The 13,374-nt window shown below is 40.7% G+C and carries 9 protein-coding genes; 1 reads left to right on the plus strand and 8 read right to left on the minus strand.

Going from position 1 to position 13,374, the window contains the following annotated elements; translation table 11 throughout:
* The first annotated feature begins 168 nt into the window (after positions 1-168).
* On the plus strand, positions 169-801 hold the full coding sequence (locus HG267_RS13925; RefSeq protein ID WP_045872520.1) for a J domain-containing protein: 633 nt from the start codon (positions 169-171) through the stop codon (positions 799-801).
* A gap of 169 nt (positions 802-970) precedes the next feature.
* On the opposite strand, the gene HG267_RS13930 is transcribed toward HG267_RS13925, so the two are convergent.
* From HG267_RS13930 to ntrB, 8 genes are all read right to left on the minus strand, one after another.
* The gene (locus tag HG267_RS13930) at positions 971-3,244 is read right to left on the minus strand and encodes a CHASE2 domain-containing protein (RefSeq protein ID WP_045872521.1); all 2,274 of its coding nucleotides are present in this window, start codon (positions 3,242-3,244) and stop codon (positions 971-973) included.
* A gap of 716 nt (positions 3,245-3,960) precedes the next feature.
* On the minus strand, positions 3,961-4,419 hold the full coding sequence (locus HG267_RS13935; RefSeq protein WP_045872522.1) for a nitrate reductase associated protein: 459 nt from the start codon (positions 4,417-4,419) through the stop codon (positions 3,961-3,963).
* Between the two features lie 115 nt (positions 4,420-4,534).
* On the minus strand, positions 4,535-4,951 hold the full coding sequence (locus HG267_RS13940) for a phosphate-starvation-inducible PsiE family protein (RefSeq protein WP_045872720.1): 417 nt from the start codon (positions 4,949-4,951) through the stop codon (positions 4,535-4,537).
* A 414-nt stretch (positions 4,952-5,365) separates the two neighbouring features.
* Positions 5,366-7,609 (minus strand): molybdopterin oxidoreductase family protein, encoded by a 2,244-nt coding sequence (locus tag HG267_RS13945; RefSeq protein ID WP_045872523.1) that lies wholly within the window; start codon positions 7,607-7,609, stop codon positions 5,366-5,368.
* 277 nt (positions 7,610-7,886) lie between these two features.
* Positions 7,887-9,389, minus strand: coding sequence for a NarK family nitrate/nitrite MFS transporter (locus HG267_RS13950; RefSeq protein ID WP_045872524.1), 1,503 nt, complete (start codon positions 9,387-9,389; stop codon positions 7,887-7,889).
* 115 nt (positions 9,390-9,504) lie between these two features.
* Positions 9,505-10,353, minus strand: coding sequence for a nitrate ABC transporter ATP-binding protein (locus HG267_RS13955; protein ID WP_045872525.1), 849 nt, complete (start codon positions 10,351-10,353; stop codon positions 9,505-9,507).
* Positions 10,354-10,456: 103 nt separating this feature from the next.
* Positions 10,457-12,445 carry a nitrate ABC transporter ATP-binding protein gene (locus HG267_RS13960; protein WP_045872526.1) on the minus strand — a complete coding sequence of 663 codons (1,989 nt, stop codon included), beginning with the start codon at positions 12,443-12,445 and terminating at the stop codon, positions 10,457-10,459.
* Between the two features lie 84 nt (positions 12,446-12,529).
* Positions 12,530-13,369, minus strand: coding sequence for a nitrate ABC transporter permease (ntrB, locus tag HG267_RS13965; RefSeq protein ID WP_045872527.1), 840 nt, complete (start codon positions 13,367-13,369; stop codon positions 12,530-12,532).
* Positions 13,370-13,374 lie beyond the last annotated feature (5 nt).

Below are 13,374 nucleotides of genomic sequence, written 5' to 3' on the forward strand. Positions count from 1 at the left end.
GTTTTGTATATTCCCCTTCCCCTTTAACCTTTCCCCTTTTTCCATCTCTTGCAAAAGTGCTTTTTGCAAGAGATCTAATGTGTCATAGTGTATTTAGCTAAAACCCAAGAAATTTTTAGAAATAGTTAGCATAGATGTATACGGTTAACTATTTCTTCGGTTTACCCGATGTTTAACGACAAGCAGCGAGATCATCTACACCTCGATATTAATAATCCTTTTGAAATTTTGGGGCTGAAACCGGGTGCATCACAAGCACAGGTAAAGCAAGCTTACCGTCAGTTGGTGAAAACTTGGCATCCCGATCGCTTTGGGGATGAAAAACAAAAGCAGGAAGCAGAGGCAAAAATTAAACAAATCAATGCAGCTTATAACCTGATTAAGTCTGAAGGTTTAGCTACGACTGTTGAACAGCCAGCTGCGCCGCAAAAATCTACTCACGTATCTACTAATAGCTGGAATGCGGAAACCTTCTACAATTTGGGGGTAGAGAATGCCCGTCAAGGGCGATATGAAGAAGCGATCGCAGATTTTACACGCGCAATTCGCCTTAATCCTCGCTATATTCAGGCCTACAAGTATCGTGGATTAGTTTGCTCTCAATTAGGATTTGAGTATAGAGCGACTTCCGATTTAAATAAAGCCGCGCAGCTAGAATTAGATTTGAGGATGCCTAAAACTAATTACAAATCAGAATACTCAAGATGGTCAACACCATATAGGCAACCCGCAAAATCTCAACCACTAGTAAAAAGATGGTGTCAGAAATTTAAAAATTTATTTCATTTCAATTGGTTTTAGAAATTGATAATTTTTTAAATTTTCTTATTTTCAGGACTTACTTACGCAAGCAAAATTTGTCATTGCGACTGGAACGAAGTGTAGGGAAGCAATCCCAGAATATCAGGCGATTACGTCGCTGCGCTCGTAATGACGTAATTACGTGACTTTTGCGTAAGTCCTAATTTTCTCATTGTTCTGATTTATTACTACTAGATTCAGATTTAAGCCGATTGTCAAGTACTTCTTTTGGCTTTGGAGGCATAGCTGTAAAACGAATCAGAAAATAACTGTCGTCATCAGGAGCTTTTTTCAATACCTTGGCATAGATATCACCTTCACCAGGAGCAATTTCTGGTGCGTTTAACAATCTCATCTTGAGGTTACTTAAAGAATCTAGCGAATTAGGCGATCGCAATATTGCACCATGCTCGGATAATTTAACAATTTCACCATTAAATATAGTGCCTACTGCGTGTTTACCTTCCAAAATTGTATATTCAACAGAAATTTCTTCAGACAATTTCAGCATATTGTCATCGGATTTCGGCAAATGAAGATTGTACTTACCACCAATACCGCCAATGTCATAAATGGTAATTGGAGCTTTAATTCCTTTTGGTTCTACCCGTAATTGTCCATCAATTCTAATATTAATATAGGGGTCAGTATTGGCATCTTTCAAAGTCTCTTCAGAAATCAAAATTTGACCACCAACTGTATAAGACTCAATCCGAGAAGTTAAGTTAACATGACTGCCAACAACTGAATATTTAGCACGCTTTTGAGAGCCTACATTACCTGCAACAACTTCACCTGTATGAATCCCAATTCCCATTTCGATAATTGGTAAATTCATTTGTTGATTATGTTCATTGACAGGTTTCATTGCTAATTGCATAGCGATCGCACAAGCAATTGCTCTTTGGGAATCATCTTCGCGACTTACAGGCGCACCAAACATGACAAAGATACCATCACCAATAAATTCATTAATCGTACCGTTGTAATGGTTAATGACATCTGCCATTGCGCCTAAATAAACATTGAGAATTGCTACTACTTGTTCAGGTGGTAAACGTTCAGAAACAGCAGAAAATCCTCTTAAGTCAGACATTAAGACGGTGACTTTTTTCCGTTCTCCTCCTAACTTAAGTCCAGAAGGAGTTTCTAATAAATTAGCAACTACCTCATCTGTGACGTAGCGACCAAAGGTACGGCGCATTTCCGCAGCACTCCGCGCGATATATTGAGTGACTGCGATCGCAGATCCGGTTAAAGCTAATAGAGGCGGTACAATGGGAATCCACCAAGCAAAAAGAAAAGCTAAATAACTCCCACCCACCAAACAAGCAGTTGCTAGTACAATACTGCTAGTGGTATTAGTTAATGAAAATTTCTTGTTTTCATGAATGACATGTCGATGTTGCCAACACAAACTTGCACCAACCATCGACCAGAATAAAATCCACAACCATTCTATAGGTTCAGCTAATGTCTTAATTTGTGGGCGACTTTCCAAAGCCGAACTCAAAATTTGACTAATTAAATTGGCATGAATGGCAACACCAGCCATTCGTACAGGTGCACCAATTAATTTACTACTATATGGTGTCCAAAATAGATCATTCAAACTCTCGGCTGTAGCACCAACTAAAACAATTTTTCCTCGCATCAAATCTGGTGAAATTCGGTTATCTAAAACATCATTAATAGATACTCGTGTGAACCGATCAATTCCACCTCGGTAGTTTAAAATAATTTGGTAGCTGCTATCATCTGCTCGTAAGTAACCACCATCATTACTTTCAAAATTAGGAAAAATACCTTTACCTAACTGCAAAAAGTTAGGATTATTTTCTGATGGTTTTTCAGTAATTCCTTGTGGTTTCAAATATAATAATGCTAATTTTAATCCAAAACTTTCCAGATTATTGCCATCAGGCAAACCTGCATACAGTAAAGCTCGGCGTATTTTACCATCTTTATCTAACGGAAAGTCATTCGCTCCTACTTGATTGAGTTTTTTTAGTTCTGGAGGTGGTTTAACTGCAGAACTATCAGATGTATTAGATAATTTTTCTACTCCAATCAAGTTAGGAGTAGTATTAAATATATTTACTAAGTTTTGATGGCCAGGATTTAAAGGTAAATCTCGATAAATATCAAGACCGATGGCTAGAGGTTTTTGCTGCTTAATATTATTTAAAACTCGAGCAAGTACGTTATCATTTATCGGCCATCCTTTTAATTTCCTGATGTTTGATTCATTAATCTCAACTATGATAATGCGCTCATCAACAGGCTGTTGTGGACGTAACAGAAAAAACTGATCTAGCGCGGTTAGTTCTAAGAATTCCAGCAATCCCATTAATCGCAGGATAATCACAATAACTGTTACATTCGGTACTGCTAGCAAAACTCCCCGCCATTGCCATAGTAGCTGTTTCAGCTTGGGCCGCATACTATATAAATCCTAAGTTACAAGTTTAAAATATAATTTGCCAATCAAGACTGAGAAATTATTGACTACTGTCAAAGGTAAATAAAATAATACTGAAAAAACTTGAAAACAATATTTTGCATCAAAAAATAGTTCGATTCAGCAAATGTTACATCTTCTGTTTTGTTTCTTTGCAAAGCTTATTAAACACCGATTCTGTTTTCAACTAGTACAAGTCGGCGTAAATAGCGCAAAGTTGGCGGTGTCGGTTTCCGTCCCGCCAAACTTTGTAAGAGAAACAGACCACCTGTAATTGCTAAAAGGCTTATGCTATAACTATTCTTTCTTTTGACTTTTGACTCCTTTGGAGTTCGCCAGTTGCTTTATGCCGGGAAACCCGTCCACCGCACTGGCTCACTTTTGCCTTGTTGTACTAGTCACAGCACTGCTGCGCCTGTAGAACTTAGTCTATGTATTTTAAAATATACGTATAGTATTTTACTATAACGCAAAGAATCTTATATGAATAAGTACAGCATTAATGGGCAAGATGCTCGCTCTACAAGAGTTATATGATTAATCTTTTACCTCTTGTACTTAACAATTTGTTGTAATTATATAAATACGTGGATAAGGGTTTAGTATTGCTAAACCTCTACAAAAAATCTATATTTATCAAGGTTTGTGTGAATGGGGAGTTCAAATAATACTTACACAGTTAACAGTTAACAATATTTTTAAGCCAGATGAAATTCTGCCATTGCGCGGGGAAAGTTACTATTTTCATGTCCAGAACGGCTAAGTTTAATGAGAGCAAACCGCTCTAAAGGTGTTAAAGATTCCCACTGTGGTGTTGTTAGTGTAATACCAATTTCTTGAGCTTGTTCTTGAACACTAGCAGGTAAATTAGTAGAATCCATCCAAGCCGGATGAGATTCAATTGGTAATTTTGCAGGTGATGTACCTGTGCGGTTTAAAATTAATTGTTCTAGATATTGACTATAAGCTTGGATTTCTGCATCAGTATTACAAGGTAATTCCACTAAAGCTTCACGTTCAGTCTGAGACATTTGATTCCAATCAGATAATTTGAGTTTAATACCACAGGTATCTAGTTTGTAGCGCACCTGCATCGGTATACAACGCAGGGATGTCACGAAATCCGCTTCAAATTTAAAAAAGATTGTATTTGTCATTTGTTATTTGGTGTTTGGTAAGAGTCAAAAGCAAAATTCAAGGTTATTTCTACCTTGATACTTTTTGCCAATACTTAATCAAAAATCACCAGTTACAATGTATTTCTGAATAAGGTTATCGGGAATTACTAAAGCGAATTATTAAATAACTAATTGATAATGCTAAAACTGCAACTCCTAAACCAATGATATCAATTCCTGTTACTTTTTCCAAGTCAAGGATAATAATTTTTCGAGCAACAGCGATTAAAGACGTAACAATAACTAATTCGACTTGAACAACGTGTTTTCTAAGATATGCAGTGATATTTTCTAAAATTTCTAAGGCAATTAAAATATTTAAAAATAATCCAAATATTTTAAATAAAGTTGTGTTAAAGGTACCATAAGGTACATCAAATAACTCTTTAATTAGAAAAACCGCTAAATCCCAGATTGCGGCTAAAATCACCACGACCATAAACAAAGATAGTACTTTAGAAACTAGCACTTCAATGTTTTCAATGAAGTGCATAAATTTCTCATCCTGCATCTTCTCTGGTTTGGGATTGCGGATTTTTGATTTACGATTCTGAAAAATTGATTGATAATCGTATTTAGCAATCCATTTCTCGTAATCCTTTTTCAAATTTGTAGTATCTAATACTTGTTTGAGAATTTTTTTCATCTACTACACCCTATGTAAATTTTTAATTTCCAAACGCTTGATATTAGGTAATTTGTGTTATGAAAAAGCACAAATTTAAACTAATGATTTCAGCTATTATTGGCTTATATTGGCGGTTAATGACTCTTATCCCCAGCGTATTAGTCCCAAGTCAACAGTCAAAATATAAAATAAAAATCCTATAGATTTATCTATAGGATTAGAAAAAATAATCATAACTATTGACTGTTAACTATGGGTTAAATTATCAACTTACTATTTAGTTATCTATTTAGCAGCTTACCATTGTGAGGACTGGAGTTGATAATTTTTAAGTGTAATTTCTGCAGAAATCGGTGTTAGATCCACTGCACAAGCTTTTAGTTCTGGTTGTAGCGAATCGGGGCAAGATTCTGGATGAGTGAGCGCATTAGCTTCAGCTTCATCGGCCCATAGTGCTCCCCAGTGCATAGGGACAAACACTGTACCAGGTGCGATCGCTTTGGTAATTTTGGCGGGAAATTTTGCTTTACCCCGACGCGATCGCACTTCTAACCATTGGTGATCTGTAATTCCCAAAGCAGCAGCATCACGGGGATGAATCTCAATAAACGGTTCTGGATGCATAGCCCGAATTTTTTCTATGCGGCCAGTACGGGTTTGGGTGTGCCAATGTCCGTACAACCGCCCAGTAGTTAGCACAAAGGGATAATTTGGATCTGGTGGTTCCGCCAAACCCCGTGAGTGATATGCACCAAACCGCGCCCTACCATCGGGGGTATGAAATCGTAAATCAGTGTAAAGCCTTTTGGAATCAGGGAGATGACGGGGATGAAGTTGAATTTTTGCCCCCTCATCTCCCTTATCTCCCTCATCTTCTCCAGTGCTTATTTCTGGACAGGGCCATTGAGTGGGGCCTTGGGTTTGCAATAGCTCATGACTCATACCCGTCATGTCACAGGGGCGATCGCGTGTGAGTTGCACAAATTCGGCGTAGACTTCGGTGGAGTTAGCAAAGGCGAATTCTTTGGTGAAGCCTAATCTGCGTCCGACTTCCGCAAAAATTTCCCAATCAGCTTTCGCTTCCCACCAAGGAAAGCGGAATGCTGAACATAAAGTTACTCGGCGTTCAGAGTTGGTCATTACGCCAGTTTTTTCGCTCCACTGGGCAGCAGGTAACAGCACATGAGCGTAGGCAGAGGTTTCTGTGGGATAGTATGCATCTTGGTAAATTGTGAAAGGCGATCGCAATAATGCTTTCTTTGTCCGTTCCAAATCTGGCATACTGACGGCGGGATTAGTCGCAGCAATCCACAGTAATCCGACTGCGCCATTTTCTAAGCCAGTAATCATATCCCAAGCCGTCATCCCCGGTTCAGGAGAAATTTGTCCTGGCTTCAGTCCCCAGAAATTTTCTACTTCTGCACGATGCTGGGGATTTTTCACCAAGCGATAACCAGGTAATAAATGCGATAAACCACCAGCTTCCCTTCCGCCCATTGCATTTGGCTGACCGGTTAAAGAAAAAGGCCCGGAACCAGGTTTACCAATCTGTCCCGTCATCAGGTGCAGATTAATAATAGTTCTGACCTTTGCTGTACCTTCACTCGATTGATTAATACCCATCGACCACAGAGACAGCACTCTTTGAGATTGTCCCCAGTAGCGGGCTGCGGTTTCTAAATCTGCAACGCTAATTCCGCAGCGATGGGCTACCACATCTGGAGAATAGTGACGAATCACTTCTGCATAGGCGGGAAAGTTGCTGGTACAGTCATCAATAAATCCCACATCTATCTGATTCCAGCGCATCAACAAGTGGGCGATACCATTTAATAAGTCAATATCTGTACCTGGGCGAATCGCTAAATGTAAATCAGCATTTTCTGCGGTGGGTGTGCGTCGAGGATCGACCACAATCAATTTAACTTTGCGATTTTTTTTGCGATATTTCTCTAGTCGATTAAAAATTATGGGATGACATTCGGCGGTGTTAGTCCCAATTAAAAATGCACAGTCAGTTAACTCTAAATCTTCATAGCAACAGGGAGGGCCATCTGAGCCAAAGCTTTGAATGTAGCCAGCCACGGCGCTAGACATACATAAACGCGAATTTGCATCAAAATTATTACTGCCCAGACAACCTTTCATGAGTTTCTGAGCAATGTAATAATCTTCAGTTTGAAACTGTCCAGAACCATACATACATATAGCTTCTGGCCCCTGAGTAAAGCGTACTGTTTGAATCCGCTGCACAATCAAATCAAAAGCTTCCTCCCAACTGGCGCGACGAAAATCTTGATCCAATGAATCTCTAATCATTGGATATTGCAGCCGACTTTTATCTAAAGACTCAGCAATTGTCGCACCTTTCACACAAACCATACCTTGGCTAGATGGGTGCGCTTTATCGCCCCGTACCCGCCAAATTGGAGTTCCTTGACTATCCCGATTAGTCGCTTTACCGTGTTGTGCTGGGGGCGAAACTTCCAGCCCGCAGCCAACACCGCAGTATGGACATAGGGTTTTGGTAAATTCACTCATGGTAGTTTTGTGGGAATCTAGGATTTAAACGCAAAGGGGCGCGGAGGTAAACGTGATAGAGATACAAAGTATTGGTGTCAACTTAAGCTAAAAGCTATATAGGGCAGGCGTTGTACAAATACCTCGCGCCCTCATCCCCTAACCCCTTCTCCCCCTGGAGAAGGGGAACTAAATCTCTTGCTCCCCTCTGCCTGTGGGAGAGGGGCACAGGCAGAGGGCGAAACCTTGCACAAGAGCAGGTTTCACGTTAAGTTGACACAAATGGATACAAAGTCCCTTATTCCTCGGCCAAAATTGGTGTGGGTGGTGCTACTGTTTCGGTTGATTCGCTTTCATAAGCACCAGCAAAGGAACCTTGAGGTTCTTTGAGGAAGAAGCCACACATAAAAGCGCAAATTAAGGCGGCGATACCCATTGTGGTAAACAGTGTTGATGCGTCCGTTAAGCTGAAAATTGTCAGATAGACTACGCCACCAAAATTGCCGTAAGCACCGACATTCCCGGCGATTTGTCCGGTAGCTTCTTTTTTAATCATGGGGACAATACCATAGGTTGCACCACAGCCAGCTTGAGCAAAGTAAGCAGCAAACATAGTGACTGCGATCGCTAAGGGGATTGGCCAGCTGCTATTAATAAAATGTGCCATTAAATAGCCCACACCTATACCCGCACTAACAATTGTCATTGTCCATTTGCGGGAACCAAATTTATCAGAAATTAAACCACCGCTAGGACGGGAAACTAAGTTTAAGAAGGGGTAGGTAGCAGCAATCATTCCAGCTACTACATGTTCTAAACCAAAGGTTTTCTCGAAAAATGCTGGTAGCATTGATACGGCTGCGAGTTCGCTACCAAAGTTAGTAACGTAGGTGAACTCTAGTAATGCAACTTGACTAAATTGATAGCGTTGAGCAGGTGCGTAAGTTTTTTTGCCAATCAGTAATTCTTTGTTAACTTGGTAAGCTTTGTAGGTTTGGTAAGCAAATAATCCTGCTAACACCAACCAAGTTAAATACATTTGGGTTTGATTAAGGAAGTGAATATTCTTTTGTTCCAATCGCCAAGCTAGTAAACCCAAAGCGAAAATTAAACCAAAATTTGACGCAATCATCGCCCAGAAGCTTTTAACACTGGTGACTTCCAAAGCACCATTTTTCTTGGGTTTTTTGTAAACTTTGCCAGCAGGTGTATCTTGAACGGTGTTGTAATAGATTACGCCATAGATAGCAGCAATGATCCCAGTGAGTGCGATCGCTAATCGCCAGTTGGAACCACCACCAGCCAAAAAGCCTGTCGCCACAGCAATCATTGGTAGGGCGAACTCTGCACCAAAAGCCCCAAAGTTACCCCAACCGCCATAGATACCTTGAGCGCTTCCCATCTCTTTCGGCGGGAACCATTCCGCTACCATGCGGATACCGACGACAAACCCAGAACCAACAATTCCCATCAGTAAACGACTGACAACTAATTGGTGAAAGTCCTGTGATAGTGCTGTTGCTAAACAAGGAACAGCCGCAAACATCAACAGTATTGAGTAGGTAATTCTGGGGCCAAAACGATCCAGCAACATCCCAATAATTAACCGCGCTGGAATTGTTAAAGCCAGATTACAAATGCCCAAAGTTTTAATTTGCTCAGGTGCTAAATGTAATTCCTTACCAATTGTGGTTGCAAAGGGGGCAAAGTTGAACCAACAGACAAAGGTAAGAAAAAACGCAAACCACGTCTGATGTAAGATGCGATAACGATCCCTGAATGAAAATAATCCTTTAAGCATTGCAATCTTCCTTAGTGAAGCGGGTGAATGAGTTCGTTGTCAGGACATTTGTCTAGGATTTTGAAGCACCAGGGGATATTTTTAGAGTCAATAAATACTTGTAATGACCGAGTTTTTACTCATCATCATGAGCAAAACGGCGATAGAGGAAGTCGAGAGCGTAGTTTCTGAGGTTGTAATATTCGGGGTCTTCCATAATGCGGCGACGATTGCGGGGACGAGCAAAGGGAACTTCTAAGATTTCGCCAATTTGAGCAGCAGGCCCGTTAGTCATCATTACCACTCTGTCTGCGAGAAACAGCGCTTCATCAATATCATGAGTAATCATTAATACCGTAACTTGATGTTCTCGCCAAATTTGTAGCAATTCCTCTTGCAATTCCTCTTTGGTAATTGCGTCTAACGCACCAAAAGGTTCATCAAGAATCAAAACTTGGGGACGAATTGAGAGGGCGCGGGCGATCGCAACTCGCTGTTTCATCCCACCAGAAATTTGGCTGGGTTTCTTGTCAGCCGCTTCTGTTAGCCCCACCATTGCTAAATGTTCTCTAGCGATCGCTCTTTTTTCGGCTTGGGACTTTTTGGGAAATACGGAATCAATCGCTAAGTAAACGTTATCAAATACACTCAACCAAGGTAGGAGACAGTAGTTTTGAAAAACCATCATCCTGTCTGGCCCTGGCTCAGTAATTGGTTGGTCTTGCAAGAGAACAATACCTTCGCTGGGAGTGTTAAATCCAGCCACCATATTTAGCAGCGTAGATTTACCACAACCAGAGTGACCAATAATACAAACAAATTCACCTTCCCGAACTTTCAGGTCAACGCCATCTAATACGGTGTAGGGGCCTTCGGGAGTTGGGTAAATTTTGCTGACACCTTCAATTACCAAAAAATCATCTGCTTTTTGCTTTGGTAATTTATTAACCTGACTTTGATTGTGAGTATTTTTGGCGAGTTGCATAAGAATTTGGTAATGGGTAATTGGTAATTGGTAATTGGTAAAAAAGGCTAATCTATAAACTTTTGAGTACAGACGCGATTAATCGCGTCTGGTCAACTCTTGACTAAATAAACACTTCTTCCACGCGAATTGGTCGCTTGATTTCTAAACCTTTGAGGTACTCAATTGGTTCGGAAGGGTTAAAAACTTTCCCATCAAATAAATGAATCGGGTCATCTTCACCGATATCGAGTAAGCCGAGATCCCGCGCAGCTGTACCAAAAATATCTGTGCGACAGACTCTTTCAATGACTTCGACCCAGTTTTTCGGGAAGGGTATTAAGCCCCAGCGCGCCATTTGAGTGACCATCCACAACAGTTCGGTGCGGTTGGGATAGTTGGTTTGATGCAGGTAAAACTGGTTGTAGCCTGTCAGTTCTTGAGGTGCTTTACCGTCGCCGCGATCATAGGGATCGATAAATCCAGGGCGGATGTATGCAGGGTCAATATTTAAATATTCAGAACGAGAGAGTAATTCTATAATTTCTTGGCGGTTGCGGATGTCGTCGCAGTATTGGCAAGCTTCTAATAAAGCTTTGATTAGGGCGAGATAGGTTTGGGGATATTTCTGCGCCCACTCTTCCCGCACTCCTAAGACTTTTTTCGGCTGTCCTGACCAAATTTCTAAAGCTGTAGCTGCAACAAAACCTAAGTCTTGTTCAACAGCCAGGTAGTTCCAAGGTTCTCCTGCACAATAACCGTCAATATTGCCAGCTTTGAGTTGTGAAACCATTTCGGTGGGTGGAATCACTGCCAAACTGACATCTTTATCGGGATCTATACCACCAGCAGCCAACCAATAACGCAGCACCAGGTTCTGCATAGAGGTGGAATGAACCACACCCAAGGTCATAATTTGGTCAGGATTTTGGTTAATTGCCGCTTTTAAGCTAGCTAGGTCGCGGACACCTTGGTTATATAATCTTTTGCTTAAGGTAATAGCGTTAGCATTACGGGAAAGATTTAAAGCATTAATTACTGGAATTGGTTTTTGATCGCCAGCGCCTAAAGTTAGGGCTAAAGGCATTCCAGCTACCATTTGGGCTGCATCTAATTTACCCGTCACTACACCTTTAGCAATTTCTTGCCAGGTACTTGCACGACGGAGGGTGATATTTTCTAAGCCGTATTGAGCAAAGAAGCCTTTTTCTTGAGCAACAATTAAGGGTGCAGCATCAGTCAGAGGCATAAAGCCGATTTCCAGATTGGCTTTTTCTAAAACTTTCTCGGATGTAGTTACTGTTACTGGAGATTGCTGCATCCGGCGTTTTTTCGCCTGTTTTTGCTGGTTAAGGAAGTAAATCATCTCATTCCGCAGATTGTAGTAACTGGGATGTTTAACTACTTCCAAACGCTGACGTGGACGGGGAATTGGGACTTCGAGAATCTGCCCAATATGCGCTTCTGGCCCATTGGTAAGCATAACAACGCGATCGCTTAACAATAGGGCTTCGTCTACATCGTGCGTCACCATCACGCAGGTAACGTTGTGTTCGTTGCAAATTTTCATCAGTTGTTCTTGCAAACTCCCTCTGGTTAAGGCATCCAACGCCCCAAAGGGTTCATCTAGCAGTAACAACTTCGGACGAGTAGCCAAAGCACGTGCGATCGCTACCCGTTGTTTCATCCCCCCAGATAACTCTTTAGGACGTTTATTCGCGGCTAGGCGCAGCCCTACCATATCAATATGTTCTTCAACAATGCCGCGACGTTCGCCTTTGGGCTGATTTTTATAGACTTCATCCACAGCCAGGGCAATGTTTTCGCGGACTGTTAACCAGGGAAGCAGGGAGTAATTTTGAAAAACCACCATGCGATCGGGACTTGGTTCTCTAACTTCTCTCCCTTCTAAAGTCACACCGCCAATACTGGCTCTATCCAAACCTGCAATGATATTGAGTAAGGTAGATTTACCGCAACCAGAATGTCCAATTAGAGAAACAAATTCTCCTTGTTTGATTTTTAATTCAATATTTTTTAGAGCGATATATTTATCGCCATTTGGTAAATCAAAGATGCGGTCAACGTGATCAACTTCCACAAAAGTAGTCATTTGTCTTTAGTCCTTAGTCATTTGTCATTTGTTATTTGTTCAGAGCCAATAATCTACTTTTGAGTTTTGAATTTGAACTATTGATTACTTTTGTTCAGCTACAACTTTGCTAGCGATAAATGCTACCAATCTATCCAGCATTAAACCAACTAAACCAACATATATTAAGGCGATAATAATCTCGCTCATATTGGTTTCTGTAGTTGTGTTGTAGGCATCCCAAATAAACGAACCAATACCCACACCGCCTACTAACATTTCAGCCGCAACAATGGCTAACCAAGATAAACCAATCCCAATCCTTAAACCTGTAAATATATAAGGTACTGTGGCAGGAAAGACGATTTTGAAGAAATACTTTGGCCCTTTTAATTTTAAAACCTTAGCTACATTAATGTAGTCTTGGGGAATTTGCTGTACACCAACTGTAGTGTTGATAATAATTGGCCAAATTGAAGTAATGAAAATTACGAAAATTGCTGAGGGATTAGCTTGTTGAAATGCTGCCAGTGAGATAGGTAACCATGCTAGAGGCGGTACAGTTCGCAATACTTGGAAGATGGGATCTACGGCATTATAAACTAATTGATTTGCACCGATTAATATGCCCAATGCAATACCAACAATTGTTGCCAGCGAAAACCCTAAACCAACCCTGCCCAAACTGCTAAGAATCTGCCAACCTAAACCTTTATCGCTTTCGCCATTATCAAAGAATGGATTAATGATAAAAGGGTTCCAAGTTTCGGAAACTGTTTCAATTGGCCCCGGTAACTTAAAGTTAGGATTTAAACAAAGTAATTGCCAAATCACCAAAAAAATCGCTAATGCTACCAGTGGCGGTACAATTTTTTTCCAGAATAATTTATTAAGCGCCTTTTGAGACTTTTTTCTGTTGATCCGACTACCAGCAATAGCTGTCATTTTTT

It is taken from the genome of Tolypothrix sp. PCC 7601 (assembly GCF_025677855.1).
Classification (GTDB): domain Bacteria; phylum Cyanobacteriota; class Cyanobacteriia; order Cyanobacteriales; family Nostocaceae; genus Aulosira; species Aulosira diplosiphon.

Bases quoted from the DNA above. Each gene is read 5' to 3' on its own strand.
- HG267_RS13925 (WP_045872520.1), top strand. From the start codon at position 169: ATGTTTAACGACAAGCAGCGAGATCATCTACACCTCGATATTAATAAT.
- HG267_RS13930 (WP_045872521.1), bottom strand. From the start codon at position 3,244: ATGCGGCCCAAGCTGAAACAGCTACTATGGCAATGGCGGGGAGTTTTG.
- HG267_RS13935 (WP_045872522.1), bottom strand. From the start codon at position 4,419: ATGACAAATACAATCTTTTTTAAATTTGAAGCGGATTTCGTGACATCC.
- HG267_RS13940 (WP_045872720.1), bottom strand. From the start codon at position 4,951: ATGCAGGATGAGAAATTTATGCACTTCATTGAAAACATTGAAGTGCTA.
- HG267_RS13945 (WP_045872523.1), bottom strand. From the start codon at position 7,609: ATGAGTGAATTTACCAAAACCCTATGTCCATACTGCGGTGTTGGCTGC.
- HG267_RS13950 (WP_045872524.1), bottom strand. From the start codon at position 9,389: ATGCTTAAAGGATTATTTTCATTCAGGGATCGTTATCGCATCTTACAT.
- HG267_RS13955 (WP_045872525.1), bottom strand. From the start codon at position 10,353: ATGCAACTCGCCAAAAATACTCACAATCAAAGTCAGGTTAATAAATTA.
- HG267_RS13960 (WP_045872526.1), bottom strand. From the start codon at position 12,445: ATGACTACTTTTGTGGAAGTTGATCACGTTGACCGCATCTTTGATTTA.
- ntrB (WP_045872527.1), bottom strand. From the start codon at position 13,369: ATGACAGCTATTGCTGGTAGTCGGATCAACAGAAAAAAGTCTCAAAAG.